The organism is Exiguobacterium sp. s130 (genome assembly GCF_018619055.1).
Classification (GTDB): Bacteria; Bacillota; Bacilli; order Exiguobacteriales; family Exiguobacteriaceae; genus Exiguobacterium_A.
The window spans coordinates 214,822-230,176 of the sequence record NZ_JACSNI010000003.1; the positions used below are offsets into that span (position 1 = coordinate 214,822).

Sequence of the window (15,355 nt, forward strand, 5' to 3'; positions counted from 1 at the left end):
CCTCCTATATGCATGAGAGCCATGCATATACCGTACCACTCCTGTCAGAAGATTTCATCTGAAACAAAAAACCGGACTTCTCAAGATGAGAAGTCCGGCAAATCTGATTCAGTTGAAGTAATTGAGTGGATTAACGCTGTTTGCTGCAGACGTTCCACTGTAAACGTAAGAGCCGCGGTGCATTTCAAAATGCAAGTGAGCACCAAAGGCATTTCCTGTCGAGCCGACTGTCCCGATTTTTGTTCCTTTAGCAATCGTTTGTCCAACAGAAACAGCACGGCTGTTCATATGTGCGTAAACTGTCGTGTACTGGATGCCGTTAACCGTATGCGTCATCATGACATGATTACCGTATGCACCGTAGTAACGAGACGTGATGACCTTTCCAGCAGCTGAAGCATAGATGGGTGTACCCGTCGGAGCACCGATATCAATACCATTGTGGAACGTGTAACCATAAACACCGCTTGCCGCACCGTATCCTTGTGTGATCGGACCGCTTGCTGGACGCGAAAAACCAGTCGTTGCTTTTGTTGAAGTCGTCGTACTGTACTTTTTAACATATGTAGAAGAAACGTAGCGTGATGCGCCGCCGTATGAAATTTTTGTCCATGAACCAGAAACACCGAGATAATTGAATGTCTGTCCTGTATTGACGCTACCGACGATTTTATAAGCCGTTGATGGACCTGTCCGGACGCGTAGTCCGTCTGCCATGACTTTTACTTTATATGTCGTTGCGGCCTCAACTTTCGAAGCACTCGTTGTAGCAAAACCTGAAACTACCAAAGCTGTCATTGTCATTGTTGTAAGCAAACGTTTCATTAAGTGTATTTCCTCCTTAAAAATCTGAAGCGCCAGAACTGATCATTACAAAATTGTAAGATTTTATGCATATTTATTTATTTTAAAGAATGATTTTTCGCCTGAGATGATTATAGCATCGTCAATAACACAAAAATATTTCAAATATGTTTCAAAATTACGCTTTGTTAACATATATTGTAATGGATTTTAAAGTAAAAAAAGAAACCGACAAATCGTCGATTTCTTTTTTTACTCGTATAACGTTAGTCAGCAGAGAATGGTGAATATACAGTGAGATGTTGAGGAAGTACCTCGACAGTCACAGGAACATGACCTGCCGTATCACCATCGGCATTGATTGGTAACTCTTCTTTCGAACGAATCTCGACACGTGTCGTCGTGAAGTGTTCGATTTGATCCGCCTTTGATAACCCACCCGTGATGAGTTTAGGTAATGCTTGAAGCGCATCAAAGAATCCGAGCTTCGTAATGATGAATCCATGCAGTAATCCATCGTCGACTTTTGCTTCTTCCGCAAACGATTCGAATCCACCAACGGAATTCGTCAAGGCGATGATTAACAAGTGGGCTTCTCCATCAAATTGTTTTTCGGCAGAGTTGATTTCGATTGGATAAGGACTATGATCCTTAAAGGCTTTCAGACCTTCAATGAAATAAGCGACCGATCCAAGTGACGTTTTCTGTTCGATGCTCACTTCTTCGACGGCTTCCGCAATCAGACCAACCGCAATGACGTTCATGAAGTAATGATCATCATATTTACCGATATCAAGCGGGCGGGCAGGGGCATCAGCTAATATCTGAATCGCCTCTTCGGGGTCCGTCGGGATGTGTAACGCGCGTGATAAATCATTGACCGTCCCAAGCGGTACGATCCCGAGTGTTGGACGATGTGGTTGCTCGGCAATTCCAGTAATGACTTCATTGACCGTTCCATCACCACCCATGGCGATGACGGCGTCGTAATTAGACTGGGCGGCATGACGTGCGAATTCCGTTGCATCGTGTTCTTTTTCCGTGAATCGAACGTCGACGGTTTGAAAGCGAGTAGCAAGCGTCTCTTCAGCGAGCGTCGCGTGTTTTTTTCCGAGTTCTTTACCAGAAGACGGGTTGATGATCAACATAGCTTGAGACAAGATGAATTCCTCCTTCGGGGCAATCTGTTGACTTTTTCCCTGTCCGATGAAAACATAATCCAAATTCTTTTTTACAAATAAAAACACCGAGTAGGCGCATGGCTTCCTCGGTGTTGAAGTTTGAACTCAGAGTTAAATCATTGTGATGGCGGCACTTCACCAGCAGCAGGACGAGCTTCTTCTTCAACGTCCCAACACTCCGTATTTTCAATCCCGAGTGCTTTTGCTGAGAAGACAGGATCGAGTCCCTGTTTCCGTTGTTCCTGATAATCTTTGATGACTTTGAGAGCGATGCCGCTCAAGAGGAGGATCGCTGTCATATTGATTAATGTCATGCCTGCCATGAAGAGATCGGCAAAACTCCATACCATACCGAGGCTGAGAATAGATCCGATGAAGACGAAGCCCATTGTCGCAATCCGGAAACCGAAGACGGCTGCTGGACTTTGTTTGATGAACTCGATGTTCGTCTCACCGTAGTAGTAACTACCAACGATCGAACTAAAAGCAAATAAGAAGACGCTGAGTGCGATGAATGGTGGGGCAATTGCACCAAATTCTTCGGAGAGCGCGTTTTGCAACATGCCGATTCCTTCGCCATTTCCAGCCGCATAACTATCACTGAGGAGAATAATCGTTGCTGTCGCTGTACAGACGATCAACGTATCAAGGAATACACCAAGTGTTTGTAAGAAACCTTGTTTTGCTGGGTGAGAGACTTCAGCCGCCGCCGCAGCGTTTGGAGCAGACCCCATTCCCGCTTCGTTTGAGAACAATCCGCGTTTGACACCGAGTGAGATTGCAGCACCGACCGAGCCACCGAATGCTTGCTCGATTCCGAAGGCACTTTTGAAAATCATTGCGAACACACCAGGAAGTTCCGTCAGGTTCGTAACGACGACATAAAGAGCAGCAATCAAGTAGAGACCTGCCATGATAGGAACGATGATTGCAGAGAACTTCGCGACACGGTGGACACCACCAAAGATGACGAGTCCCGTCAAGACGACGAGTGCTGCGCCGACGACAGCTGTGTTGATACCGAACGCATTGTCAAAGGCAGCGGCAATCGTGTTTGATTGAACGGAGTTGAAGATAAGGCCGAACGTCACAGCAATCAAGATTGCAAAGACGATTCCGAGAGCTCGGTTCTTCAAGCCTTTTTCGATGTAGTAGGCAGGACCACCACGGTATGCGTTCGATTTCGTATCGCGTACTTTATAGACTTGAGCCAGTGTACTTTCGATGAGAGCCGTCGCGCCCCCTAAGAGAGCGACCATCCACATCCAGAAGACGGCACCTGGTCCGCCGAGTGTGACGGCAATCGTGACACCGGCAAGGTTACCCGTACCGATCCGTGTCGCAGCACCGATGAAGAATGACTGGAGAGAAGTGATGCTTTCTCCTTTATCGTCTGTTGTTTGTTCACTTTTATCGAGCGTGACGCGGAACATCTCTTTTAAGTAAGTGAATTGGATGAAGCCAGTTCGGATGGTGAAGTAGATCCCGCCGCCGATCAATACAGCGATTAATACATACGACCATAAAATGTTGTTAGCGTAATCGACACTTCCTTGAATGACTTGCTGAATGGCGTTCATGATGGTGTATTCCTCCCAAAGAATAATAAAAACTATACGCTAAATTATACGAATTTTCTGAAAATAATCAACAACAAAATAAAATAAAATTTTAAAACTTAATAAGGTTAGCTAAAAAACCGTATGCTGAAATCTTGTGAATGAACGAAAAAACTGCCACTCTCGGTATCGAGAGTGACAGGCAAGTAAAGCTAAATCATCCATACTGTAGCAACTGTTCGTATAGGTCATCGAGTTGCTGTTGGATGCTTTTAGAAACGGTATCGGTCGGTTTTTCACGTTTTGTTAATTTCTGTTCAAGCCGCTCGATCTGCACTTCTAACTCGTATTGTGACAAGCGTTTTGGTTTTTGAGGGGTTACGTGGAGTGAGGAAGACGTAGCGAACTCAGTACGCTTCTGTTGAGCATACGTATACGTACCATGATAACGCGTCAGACCATTTTCGAGCCACAGGATCTGCGGAAAAAGCCGATTCAAGAAATAGCGGTCGTGTGAGACGGCAATCAATGTACCAGAAAAATTCTCGAGTGCTTCTTCGAGTGTCTCTCTTGATTCAATATCGAGATGGTTCGTCGGCTCGTCGAGAATTAATACATTGATCGACGAATGAACGAGGACGGCGAGTTGCAATCGCACACGTTCTCCTCCGCTTAGTGACAAAATGGACCGAAAGACAGTTGGTCCAAAGAACAGGAACCGGGCTAGGATATGGCGGGCTTCCGCTTCTGGAACGGCAATCCGGTCTCTAAACCAGTCAATTAACCGCGCGTCCTCCTCGAAATGGGCATGCTGGGACAAGTAACCGACATGATTCGATGGTCCACGCGTGAGTGTGCCTGCCTCTGGTGATAATTCGTCAAGCAGCAGTGAGAGCAATGTCGATTTCCCACTCCCATTCGTTCCGACGATCGCGACCCGATCCTGTGCCATGATCTCGAACGAGACGTCATCAAAAATGTGGCGGATTCCGTAAGCAAACGAGAGTTCTTCAGCGCGAAAGACGACTTGACTCGTATGATCGGTAGAAGAAAAAGAGACATCAGCGGTTTTGGCTTCGAGTTGCGGTCGTTTGATCCGTTCGATTCGCTCGAGTGCCCGCTCCATCGATTTTGCTTTACGGAATAATTTCTCACTCGGTGGAGATGCTTCGTTTGCCCACTGCCGTAGTCGACGAATCGCTTCCTTCATCTTCTTGATTTTTTTCTGTTGTTCCTGATAGGCGTGGAACTGTTCCATCAAGCGACGTTCTCGTTCGACGACGAACGCACTGTAGTTCCCTAGATAGGAGGTCAGTTCACCATCTTCAAGCTCGACGATCGAGGTGACGACGGCGTCTAAGAAGACCCGGTCGTGAGAGACGAGCAGGATAGTTCCAGTGTAGTCCCGTAAGAATTGTTCTAACCATTCAACGGCAGCTAAATCAAGATGGTTCGTCGGCTCATCAAGGATTAGGAGGTGTGGTTCCATCAGCAACATGCGACCGAGGCAAATCTTAGTTTGCTCACCGCCGCTCAACTGATGGAAAGGGCGAGTGAGTAACGGACGTAAATGTAATCCGTTCACCATGCGCTCGATCTTCGAGTCGAGTAGATAGCCATCTTTTTGTTCGAATGCATTTGTCGCTTCCGCATATCGAACGAGTAGTGCATCCAGATCATCTGGCGCTGTCGCCATCAAAAGCTCCAACTGTTGCATCCGAGAACGGATTGCGAGGATCTCTTCAAACGCCGCCCAAAGGACGTCGAGTCCGGTCATCGTTTCGGTATAAGTGGGAAGTTGTTCCAAGTAGCCAATCGTCAAACCGTTCTTTTGATAGATGACGCCACCGTCCGGTTGGTCAAGGCGAGCAAGTAAGCGGAGTAATGTCGTTTTACCACTCCCGTTTCGTCCAATCAGACCGACACGATCGTGTTCGTTTAAGAAGAGGGAAACGTCCGTTAAGATCGTTTCGCCTCCGAATTGTTTTGTCAGATGTTGAATGTCGCAAATCATCATAATGAGTTGATCCTTTCGCGCGCATTAAAAAAAGGAGAGCGCAAATAGCACTCTCCCTAGTGTGTGAAAGATGCGCTTTGCTGTATTTTTCAATCATGAAGTTCTAAAAAGGGCAGACGGGTGCCTTAGAACGCCATTCCATGAAAAATCGCGCGCAACAGATACAATTGTTCCATTAACCAATGTTTGCACGCAGCAAAGTCCATCATTTCACACCACCTTTCGTTTCAGATACAATCAGTTTACCATTATCTTGTTAATTGCGGAAGTCTGAATTATTTGAACACACCAGCAATCGAGCTGAAGAAGTCACTCAGACCATCAAATAATTTAGCGAAGAATCCTTTTGTCTCCTCGGACGTTGCAAACGCATGGATGTCTTGACCAGCATTTTTTAGTCCACTCTCGATTTGCCCCCAGTTGATGTTCGCTTGCTCCATTTGATTGAATAGATTCGTCAACCGATCCATCTGTGCATCAGACAGTTGGATGTTGTTGTTTTGAATGACTTGGACGATCAGGTTTTCGATCTCGACTTTTGTTTCCGGTTTTTGATTGGCGATTTCGGCCTTGATCTCATTCATCAAATCAGCGACTTTATCTGTCCCGACTGTCTTCCCGACGTCTGAAGTGACCGATAATTCTTGCTGTGCTAAATCTTTCCGTTCGTCACTCAGCTTGATTCCGGTCTCAGCCGAAGTTTGATCATAGGCTTTCATGATTCCTGTCAGTGCCGATGTTCCAGTCACTTTATAAGGAGAAGTGATCGTGATGTCGGCATCTTTGACACCTGCCGTGACGAGAGCGTTCAAGTACATATCCTTCGTCACCCACGTAATGTTTTCCGTCGCAACGGAAAGTCCGTCACCTTTTTCCGTCAATTCGATTTTAGCGGATGAATACATGTTGCCACCTTTTTGCGACTGGGGAATGTTTTTCCCGAGATATTTTTCTTCGTCAGCAGAAGTGGCGATGATCGGCGTGATGCCTTCCGGTGCATTGAGACGGGAAAGCACCCAAGCCTTATCCTTTGCGCCGAGCGACTCCCCGAGAGTGACGATTGTTTTATCAACGACTTGCTCAGCGGATGCGGCTGTCGGAAGTAATAAAGCAGAAGCGATAACGGCTGACGCCATGATTTTTGTTGGTGTATGCATAATGAATTCCTCCAATTGTAAGTAACAGAATGAACTATAGTATCAGGTACTAAAATTAGTGTACGAGAACGAAAGAAGTTCGGAATCGGTCTGTAGATGGAGACGGCATCCGTCTTCTGACACTCCATAGTATAGCGAAAAGAGGACAACTTGACTTCCATTTTCAGCATGCTATAGTGAATTTGAATCGAATAATGACCACTAGGGGAGTCGGTAGACCGACTGAGACGAACGAAGACGTTCGGACCCTTTGAACCTGATTAAGTTCGTACTTACGGAGGGAAGTGGCGTCAAGTCTTGTTCTTCTTGCGCCATGCCCGTGTGTTTCGGGGTGGTGTTTTTTCGTATCATACTAAACGAGGAGGATGAGATCATGACATTCACACAAGAAATCAAACAAGCGGCACAAGCGTATTGGGATAGTAGTTTTACCCACCCATTCGTACAAGGAATCGGCGAGGGAACGTTACCGCTCTCGAAATTTCGGCATTACGTCATGCAGGATGCCTATTATTTAAAACACTTTGCGAAGATTCAAGCGAAGGCAGCGTCAAAAGCAGACGACTTCGCGACGATCGCGACACTTGCCGAGCATGCTACTTCGACTTACGAGGCAGAGTTGAGCTTACATCAATCATTTTTTGAGCCGCTCGGTATTACGGAAGCAGATCTTGAAGCATTTGAACCGGCACCGACAGCATATGCTTACGTCTCCCACATGCATCATGCGAGTGAAGGGACGCTTGGTGAGACGATTGCTGCCATCTTGCCATGTTACTGGTTGTATTATGAAGTTGGACAACAATTATTGACGTGTACACCGGATGAAAAAATCTATCAGCAATGGATCGACACATATAGTTCGGAATGGTTCAAAAAGGTCGTCTTTGAACAGATTGCACGGCTTGATGCGTTGGCGGAACAAGCAAGCTCGGCTGAACGAGAGCGGATGAAACGGCATTTCGTGACGAGCTGTTATTATGAGTTGCTATTTTGGCATATGGGATGGACGGAAGAAACGTTTACGTCGATTTACGAGACGATTCCAGCACGGACGGTATCTTCTTAAACGAATAGATGGTAGAATTAGGTATATATCATAGTGAGAGTAGGGATCAAAATGGAAATCTTTATCATTTTGCTGATCATTATCGTTGCCTACGTTGTACAACGTATGCTTGGAAAAGCGAACGTTAGATTTGCTGGATATATCATCCCCCTTTTAGTGACGATGTATGGCACATATGCTACCATCTGGAATTTGAAGGTGACGTTCAAGTTTGAATTTAGCGTCGGTAGCTTCATTTCGACTGTCATAATGATTGTCATTTATGGACTGCTGATCTACTCACTTTACCGCGTCTACCATCGTGCGAAAGAAGAAGCGGAATATCCGTATCAAGCATTAAAAGACCGAGGCATCCTTTAAAGGGGGCTCGGTCTTTTGTGTATCATGTTCTCATTTTTTCCAGTTTTTAAAGCCATCACCGAATTCGAGATGCAGTTGATCGGTAAAGACACCGTTCTGAAAGACCGGCACATCAACCGGTAAAGTGCCTTGCGGTTTGAACGTTCCGAAAATTGCTCGAATACCAGCAGGGAGGTTCGGTCCCGCTGATTTCAGATTGCCTGCTTCAGAGTCCGGTCCGTTCGGATCCCCTTTAAAACCATAGACGAGGACGTGTGCCGGTGCGTCCGGTTGAACGGCGACATCGTATGGATTACGGAGGCTAAGCAAGGCGGATGGTGTATTTGTTTGTTTCGCATACCGGAAGATTGAAGCTGGAATCGCTTGCTCTGGTGCAGTAGGCAGTAGTTTGGCACTCGTATTGACGTTTGAACCAACGATGATGTAATCTGCTGCATCGAGTTGTGCCCGTAGTGTCGGGTTTTGGTCGAGCGGTAGCGTAGTAGCCGAGTAATTCGCTGTCGTTACGTGCCAGTTCCGGTTCTTAGGCAGGGAAGCAATCGTCTTTTTCATGCTGTCCGTTTGATCCGTCGCAGGGGCGATCACAAGAACGTTTGCATTCTTTTTCGGCTTGAAGGGTAACGTCCGCTGATCATTTTTCAGGAGTGTGACCGCGGCTTCCGTCATCGCGCGTTCTTTTGCTTTATGTTCGGGACTACCGACGATTTGGTTCGCTTGCGCGAGTTTATCAGCTAAGGATGTCGTATCCGTCGTGCCATTCCATATTCCGCGTTCTGCCTTCAGCGTCAGGATCCGCTCGACCGATTGATCAATCCGTTCCTCTGACAGACGTCCGTCTTTGACTGCCGCAATCACGTCCTTAAAAATCTGGTCGAGTTTTGTGACATCCTGCTCGGAACGAAGAATCGTCGGCATGAGCGCGATGTCGACACCGGCGTCAAATGTTTTCAGAACGGCTTCTGATTCCGTAAAATTGTCGGCGATCGCCTGCATATTCAAAGCATCCGTGATGACGATGCCATCGTAGCCGAGTTTTTCGCGCAGTACGCCCGTGATGACGTCATCCGACAATGTCGCAGGTAAAGGGAAAGTGCCGTTTTTTGACGTGACGACTTCAGACTCGATTTGCGGCATTCCGATGTGTCCTGTCATGATCATATCGATGTCTTCGGCGATGGCTCGCTTGAACGGGACGAGCTCGACTTGTTCCAGCTCCTCCAGGGACCGGTCGACAACCGGCAAGCCATAATGGGAATCGATCGCGGTATCGCCGTGACCCGGGAAGTGTTTCGCGGTCGCTGCGACGCCTTCAGTTTGAATACCCTTCATCAAAGCGGAACCGAGCGTTCCGACGAGCTCCGGGTCACTTGAGAACGAGCGAACACCGATGACGGGATTTCCAGGGTTACTGTTGACGTCAAGAACCGGACCGAAGTTGACATTGATGCCAAGCGCATGCAGTTCGGAACCGATGATATGACCGGCATCATTGGCATACGCGCTACTACGGGTCGCACCTAACGCCATATTGCCGGGTAAGTTCGTTCCTGTTCCGAGCCGAGTGACGATGCCACCTTCTTGGTCGATCGTGACAAAGAGCGGAATATCGTTGCTGTCATCTTGTTTGACGACTTCTTGCAGATCATGAACGAGTTTTGTCGTCTGTTCGGTTTCACTGACGTTCTCAGCAAACAAGATGACGCCACCTAAATCATAGCGGTCGATGATGTTCGCGACTTCCGGAGCAAGCGACGTATGGTTACTGCCATTCCACTGCCGGAAGTCCGGCATGATCATCTGTCCGATTTTTTGTTCGAGTGTCATCATGTCGATTTTTTGACTGATCCGATCTGCTGAAGATCCTGCCTCTGCCATGACAGGCAAACTACTTGAGACGAGTACTGCTGCGAGTCCTGCTGTTAACGTGAATTGCCCAATCCTTTTCATGATGTACATCCTCCTCTAGTCAAACCACGACTGGAATACTTTTCAATACGGACAGTATAGCAAGGTGCTTGTTTTAAAACAATATTTTATTTGAAAACGATTACATTAGCAAATAAGTTTTAATAATGTTTTTGTGCATTCCGATTTGAAAAAAAAAATGACTCCCCTTGAAGAGGAATCACTTTTTAGTCATTCGATCGATCAGCTATAGCGCTCCACGATGTTTGTCAGCTGGCGTTCGACAAATGACTGATCCTGCAGTTCACTATTGGATAGGCGGAGTTTGATCATCGACTCATCCGCTCCAGCCATTTCACTGAACAATGATCCGAGACTATGCGCACGACGATCGACTTGGACGATTAAATCAATCCCTGAGCTGTCTTGGAGCATGATGATTTCGATCTCATCCAGTTTATGAGCGTAGTGTGTATTGCGTGCTGAGTATTCAAGTTCCTGAGCAATCGGTAAATCTTTACGGAATCGTCCAGGTAATTTTTCTGTATCGGCTTTCTTTAACCGGAAGCCAAGTGACTCCATGGCATCTAAGACCGTCGTTTGATAACGGTTTGCTTCGACGATGACAGCGTCACGGTCCGACGGATCAACGGATTGTGCGATGTCAAGTCCGGTCTCGATCCATGATTTCGATTGGCTGACGGAGAGTGGCGTATTTAGTGGCACACGTAATGTGAATGGAATTTCCCGCTCGACACCCGCTTCGATCGTGAACTTCGCTTCATTTAAGGCAAACCGGTCGAGCGTAAAGGTCGTAAACGTCGTACTATCATTGACTTCTTGTTTGTACTGCGTGTTGAATTCAAGATAAATCCGGTCAATTTCTTGATCGACGTTTCCACCTTTGATATGGACGACACCGTGGATTTGACCGCCTGGTTCACAGCGATCATCCGTCAACCGTGTGTCGACCGTTGCAGCACCGATTCCGATTTGTGAGAGAATTTTTTTGAACATGATGCATTCCTCCTTTTGATTACGTACGAATGATGAAGCGTGTAAACTTGTCGAACAGGTACGAATTTGCTACAGTTTCGAAAGAACATTAGAAAAGGACGGGACGACTAGTGGAACTACATGAATTAAAAGCGAACCTTGCTTCGAAAATCACGCAAGGAGTACTGATCCATGCAACGATGAGCAATCCGCGTCAAAAATCCAATGATCTCCGACGAATCAAGGTAAAACCGATTCTATTAAGAGATACGGTGATGATGCAGGTTGAGTTTCAATTTGAACGCGTCATGAAGCATGAAAATATTTTAGTGGAGGATTTCATCGGTCGACTCGATGACTGGTTCACGGAATTCCGGCAATTCCTCTTCCGTTTTGAAAAAGAAGAATGGCAGTTCCAGCTCTCGAAAAAGATGAAAGTCGCGATCAAGACATCCCAAAAGGAACCAATGAAAGCACTCTTGTCGCATGACCGAAAAAAAACCTATCTATTAGAAGACGGTGTACCGGTTCCGTTTCTGATTCGTCTAGGTGTGATGACGGAAGCGGGGCAAGTCAAAAAACAGAAGTACGATAAGTTCAAGCAAATCAATCGCTTCCTTGAATTCGTCGAGGATAGCATCGCCGCCTTACCAACAGGAAAAAAACTGCGGATTTTAGACTTTGGTTGCGGGAAATCGTATTTGACGTTCGCTCTCTACCATTATTTAAAAGTCGTCAAAGGATTCGACCTTGAAGTGACAGGTCTTGATTTAAAGAAAGAAGTTATCGAAGAATGTACGCAAATTGCACGTGATCTGGATTATACCGATCTGACATTCCGCGTCGGAGACGTTCATGATTATACAGGGGAGACGGAAGTCGACCTGATGGTGACGCTTCACGCTTGTGATGTTGCGACGGACGTCGCACTCGCGCGAGCTGTCGACTGGAATGCATCAGTCATCCTAAGTGTACCGTGTTGTCAAAAGGAACTGAACCGTCAATTGGACTGCGCTCCGCTTGATGTCATGCTCCAGCACGGACTGATCAAAGAAAAATTCGCATCACTTGCGACGGACTCGATTCGTGCCGAGTTATTGACGCTTGTAGGATATGAAGCGCAATTGCTTGAATTCATCGATCTTGAGCACACACCGAAGAACATCTTGATCCGTGCGTACAAACAAAACAAGCGACCAACGGAAGAAAAAATCGACCGGTACATCGCATTCCGTGATCTGTTGCAGGCACGACCATTTTTAGAAAATGAATTAAGCGGCAGACTTGGACAGATTTCACCGAAACTCGTACAATAAGAAGGAGAACGAATCAAAGGAGGCAATACGATGGATTTCCAAATGTATTTTGAAGATGTCGTCCAAACAGCCCGCAAAGAAGCGCAAGCTGCTGGATTTGAAGAATTAACGACGCCAGAGAGCGTGGATGAAGCAATGAAACGGGAAGGTCTGACACTTGTCCTTGTCAATTCTGTTTGTGGATGTGCTGGCGGGATCGCCCGTCCTGCAGCAGCGTACGTCAATCGGAAAGAGGGCATCAAGCCCGATCATTTCGTCACAGTATTCGCTGGACAAGATCGCGAAGCGACAGACCGTGCGCGTGAATATTTCGAAGGTTATCCACCTTCATCTCCATCATTTGCGTTAATGCAAGATGGAAACATCCTCTCGATGGTCGAGCGCTTCGACATCGAATCGTTCACGGCGGAAGAAGTCGTCGAGAAACTTGAATCATTAATTGAAATCTACGCCTAAGCGAAGAAGACTCCTGAAAAAGGAGTCTTTTTTTGTGTATTCATAAGACTAAAATAATAAATTTTAAATTTGAAAACGTTTGCAAAATTGTATAAACAGTCATTTATGCATGATTTATGAATAGAAAGTCAAAAAATTTATATATTTATGCTTTACAGTGAATAAATATTCGTATATCCTAAAAGCAATAGAACAGGTCAGGCTTTTCGGTATTGAATTGGACATACACATAAGTCATACTATTGTTAAAGTTCTGACAATTGAGCGTTGGAAGGGGAAATCTCGAATGAAAAAATTATTAGCAACGGCAATGGCAGGCATTCTGGCAGTCACAATGGCAGCATGTGGCGCGTCGGAAGAATCAACAGGTGGATCAAGTAAGGATGATAAAGTATTGACGATGGGAACATCAGCGGATTACTTCCCATTTGAATACATCGATACGAAAAAAGGAGAAGACATCGTCGGCTTCGACGTTGCGATCGCCAAAGAAGTTACGAAAAATCTTGGATATAAATTAAAAATCGAAGATATGGAATTCGGTAGTCTACTTGGTGCGCTTAGCTCAGGTCGTGTGGATTTCGTCATGGCGGGCATGACACCAACGGAAGAACGGAAGAAAAATGCTGACTTCACGGACATTTACTTCGAATCGAAAAACTTAGTCATGACGAAGGATAAAGCGATCAGTTCAGAAGATGAACTCAAAGGTAAAAAAATCGGTGTCCAGCTTGGTTCGATTCAAGAGGGACTCGCGAAAGACCGCTTTAAAGACAGCGAAACGGTTCCATTGAACAAAATTCCAGAAATCATTCAAGAATTGAATACAGGTCGGATCGATGCCCTCATTATCGAGGATGCAGTCGCCGTCAAATACATGGATCAAGATGCCTCCCTGAAAACGTACCAGATTAAAGAAGATGGTCCAGCTGGTTCAGCAATCGCCTTCAAAAAAGGGGATAAGATGCGTGACGATTTCAACAAAGAGCTGAAGAAAATGATCGACAGTGGTGAAATCGATAAATTAGCAGAAGAGTGGTTCCAAAAAGAAGCAAAATAAGTCAAGTGCATGGGGGTGGGGGTAACTTCATCCCTTTTGTGCGACGTTAGGAGATTGATTATGATAGACTTTACAAAGATTCAAGATTCAATTCCATATATTCTCGAGGGCATTCCGGTCCTCTTCCAAGTCGTCATCGTAGCAGCCATTGCCGGGATGCTGATCGGAATCGTCGTCGCGGCACTAAAAATCACAAAAAGTCGAATCCTCCGTTTTATCGGTCATGCCTACACAGCGATTTTCCGGGGTACACCACTGATTTTGCAACTGGCAATCGTTCACTTCGGATTACCGCAACTAACTGGATATGTCACGACAGGATACCAATCAGCAATCATCGCCTTCTCTTTGAACTCCGGAGCGTATATTTCGGAAATCATTCGGGCAGGGATTCAGGCTGTTGATCGTGGACAATGGGAAGCTGCAGATGCGCTCGGTATTTCGTATTTCAAACAACTGCGTTCGATCATTTTGCCGCAAGCCTTTAAAAATATCCTCCCAGCGATCATGAACGAATTGATCACGTTGACGAAGGAGTCGGCGCTTGTCTCGACGGTCGGCGTGCTTGATGTCATGCGCCGGGCGCAAATCGTCGGAGGAGAAAAGGCAATCTATTTCGAACCGTTATTGTTTGCCGGATTCGTATATTTTGTTCTTGTCATGGGATTGAGCTTGATAGGCCAACAAGTCGAAAAAGCTATGAGAAAGAGTGGGTAATCAGATGGAACCTATGATCCAAGTCACCGATTTGCATAAGCAGTTCGGAAAATTAGAAGTATTAAAAGGTATATCGACGACGGTTACACGCGGTGAAGTCGTCGCTGTCATCGGACCGTCGGGATCTGGTAAATCAACATTTCTACGATGTATCAATTTACTTGAACAACCAACGAGTGGGACGATCATCGTCGATGGTTTTGAACTGACAAAACCAAAGGCGAACATCTCGAAAGCACGTCAGAACATCGGCATGGTTTTCCAACAGTTCAACTTGTTCCCGCATAAGTCTGTCCTTGATAATCTGACGTACGCACCAATCAACGTCCTCGGGATTTCAAAGGACGAGGCGATTAAACGAGCGGAGACGTTACTGGAACGTGTCGGTTTAGCGGAAAAACGCGATAATTACCCGAATCAGTTGTCAGGTGGACAAAAACAACGGGTCGCGATCGCCCGCGCACTTGCGATGGAACCGAACGTCATGCTGTTCGATGAACCGACATCAGCCCTTGACCCAGAGATGGTCAACGAAGTGCTAGACGTCATGAAGCAGCTTGCTGAGAGTGGAATGACGATGGTCATCGTGACGCACGAGATGGGCTTCGCAAAAGAAGTCGCCGATCGTGTCTTGTTCCTCGATGAAGGAATTTTAATGGAAGAAGGTTCACCAGTCGAACTCTTCGACAATCCGAAGACGGACCGAGCGAAAAAATTCCTCGAAAAAGTTTTATGATCACAGTACGCTAACTCTGAAA

General features: G+C 46.1%; 14 protein-coding genes and 1 riboswitch. Of the genes, 7 read left to right on the forward strand and 7 right to left on the reverse strand.

The window, feature by feature from the left end; translation table 11 throughout:
• Positions 1-108 precede the first annotated feature (108 nt).
• From HZS85_RS08760 to HZS85_RS08780, 5 genes are all read right to left on the reverse strand, one after another.
• Entirely contained in the window at positions 109-825 is a 717-nt protein-coding gene (locus HZS85_RS08760) for a peptidoglycan DD-metalloendopeptidase family protein (protein ID WP_214855126.1), read from the reverse strand.
• Between the two features lie 245 nt (positions 826-1,070).
• On the reverse strand, positions 1,071-1,964 hold the full coding sequence (locus HZS85_RS08765; protein WP_035409044.1) for a diacylglycerol/lipid kinase family protein: 894 nt from the start codon (positions 1,962-1,964) through the stop codon (positions 1,071-1,073).
• A gap of 137 nt (positions 1,965-2,101) precedes the next feature.
• Positions 2,102-3,565, reverse strand: a complete 1,464-nt coding sequence (locus HZS85_RS08770) for an alanine/glycine:cation symporter family protein (protein ID WP_214855128.1) — start codon at positions 3,563-3,565, stop codon at positions 2,102-2,104.
• Positions 3,566-3,761: 196 nt separating this feature from the next.
• Positions 3,762-5,561 carry a ribosomal protection-like ABC-F family protein gene (gene abc-f, locus HZS85_RS08775; RefSeq protein ID WP_214855130.1) on the reverse strand — a complete coding sequence of 600 codons (1,800 nt, stop codon included), beginning with the start codon at positions 5,559-5,561 and terminating at the stop codon, positions 3,762-3,764.
• A 275-nt stretch (positions 5,562-5,836) separates the two neighbouring features.
• Positions 5,837-6,718: a DUF1002 domain-containing protein gene (locus tag HZS85_RS08780; protein WP_214855133.1), complete on the reverse strand. Its 882-nt coding sequence runs from the start codon at positions 6,716-6,718 to the stop codon at positions 5,837-5,839.
• A 193-nt stretch (positions 6,719-6,911) separates the two neighbouring features.
• A riboswitch (TPP riboswitch) is annotated at positions 6,912-7,018 on the forward strand.
• 73 nt (positions 7,019-7,091) lie between these two features.
• Here HZS85_RS08780 and tenA point away from each other — a divergent pair.
• Positions 7,092-7,787, forward strand: a complete 696-nt coding sequence (gene tenA / locus HZS85_RS08785; RefSeq protein ID WP_214855136.1) for a thiaminase II — start codon at positions 7,092-7,094, stop codon at positions 7,785-7,787.
• Positions 7,788-7,838: 51 nt separating this feature from the next.
• Positions 7,839-8,147, forward strand: coding sequence for a hypothetical protein (locus tag HZS85_RS08790; RefSeq protein WP_214855138.1), 309 nt, complete (start codon positions 7,839-7,841; stop codon positions 8,145-8,147).
• A gap of 30 nt (positions 8,148-8,177) precedes the next feature.
• Here HZS85_RS08790 and HZS85_RS08795 read toward each other — a convergent pair whose 3' ends face one another.
• Complete coding sequence (locus tag HZS85_RS08795; protein WP_214855140.1) at positions 8,178-10,094, reverse strand: glycoside hydrolase family 3 protein; 1,917 nt, start codon at positions 10,092-10,094, stop codon at positions 8,178-8,180.
• 201 nt (positions 10,095-10,295) lie between these two features.
• Entirely contained in the window at positions 10,296-11,069 is a 774-nt protein-coding gene (locus HZS85_RS08800; protein ID WP_035409037.1) for a sporulation protein, read from the reverse strand.
• Between the two features lie 110 nt (positions 11,070-11,179).
• Here HZS85_RS08800 and HZS85_RS08805 point away from each other — a divergent pair, with 110 nt between their 5' ends.
• From HZS85_RS08805 to HZS85_RS08825, 5 genes are all read left to right on the forward strand, one after another.
• Positions 11,180-12,364 carry a class I SAM-dependent methyltransferase gene (locus HZS85_RS08805; protein ID WP_214855142.1) on the forward strand — a complete coding sequence of 395 codons (1,185 nt, stop codon included), beginning with the start codon at positions 11,180-11,182 and terminating at the stop codon, positions 12,362-12,364.
• Positions 12,365-12,394: 30 nt separating this feature from the next.
• A complete protein-coding gene (locus tag HZS85_RS08810) occupies positions 12,395-12,820 on the forward strand; it encodes a BrxA/BrxB family bacilliredoxin (RefSeq protein WP_023467616.1) in 426 nt (141 codons plus the stop codon).
• Between the two features lie 286 nt (positions 12,821-13,106).
• Positions 13,107-13,880 (forward strand): transporter substrate-binding domain-containing protein, encoded by a 774-nt coding sequence (locus HZS85_RS08815; RefSeq protein ID WP_035409033.1) that lies wholly within the window; start codon positions 13,107-13,109, stop codon positions 13,878-13,880.
• Positions 13,881-13,937: 57 nt separating this feature from the next.
• The gene (locus HZS85_RS08820; protein WP_035409731.1) at positions 13,938-14,597 is read left to right on the forward strand and encodes an amino acid ABC transporter permease; all 660 of its coding nucleotides are present in this window, start codon (positions 13,938-13,940) and stop codon (positions 14,595-14,597) included.
• 13 nt (positions 14,598-14,610) lie between these two features.
• Positions 14,611-15,333 (forward strand): amino acid ABC transporter ATP-binding protein, encoded by a 723-nt coding sequence (locus HZS85_RS08825; RefSeq protein WP_035409728.1) that lies wholly within the window; start codon positions 14,611-14,613, stop codon positions 15,331-15,333.
• The last annotated feature ends 22 nt before the right edge of the window (positions 15,334-15,355 follow it).

Coding starts and splice junctions, on each gene's coding strand:
- tenA (WP_214855136.1), top strand. CDS start 7,092: ATGACATTCACACAAGAAATCAAACAAGCGGCACAAGCGTATTGGGAT.
- HZS85_RS08815 (WP_035409033.1), top strand. CDS start 13,107: ATGAAAAAATTATTAGCAACGGCAATGGCAGGCATTCTGGCAGTCACA.
- HZS85_RS08790 (WP_214855138.1), top strand. CDS start 7,839: ATGGAAATCTTTATCATTTTGCTGATCATTATCGTTGCCTACGTTGTA.
- abc-f (WP_214855130.1), bottom strand. CDS start 5,561: ATGATGATTTGCGACATTCAACATCTGACAAAACAATTCGGAGGCGAA.
- HZS85_RS08795 (WP_214855140.1), bottom strand. CDS start 10,094: ATGAAAAGGATTGGGCAATTCACGTTAACAGCAGGACTCGCAGCAGTA.
- HZS85_RS08800 (WP_035409037.1), bottom strand. CDS start 11,069: ATGTTCAAAAAAATTCTCTCACAAATCGGAATCGGTGCTGCAACGGTC.
- HZS85_RS08770 (WP_214855128.1), bottom strand. CDS start 3,565: ATGAACGCCATTCAGCAAGTCATTCAAGGAAGTGTCGATTACGCTAAC.
- HZS85_RS08760 (WP_214855126.1), bottom strand. CDS start 825: ATGAAACGTTTGCTTACAACAATGACAATGACAGCTTTGGTAGTTTCA.
- HZS85_RS08825 (WP_035409728.1), top strand. CDS start 14,611: ATGATCCAAGTCACCGATTTGCATAAGCAGTTCGGAAAATTAGAAGTA.
- HZS85_RS08780 (WP_214855133.1), bottom strand. CDS start 6,718: ATGCATACACCAACAAAAATCATGGCGTCAGCCGTTATCGCTTCTGCT.
- HZS85_RS08810 (WP_023467616.1), top strand. CDS start 12,395: ATGGATTTCCAAATGTATTTTGAAGATGTCGTCCAAACAGCCCGCAAA.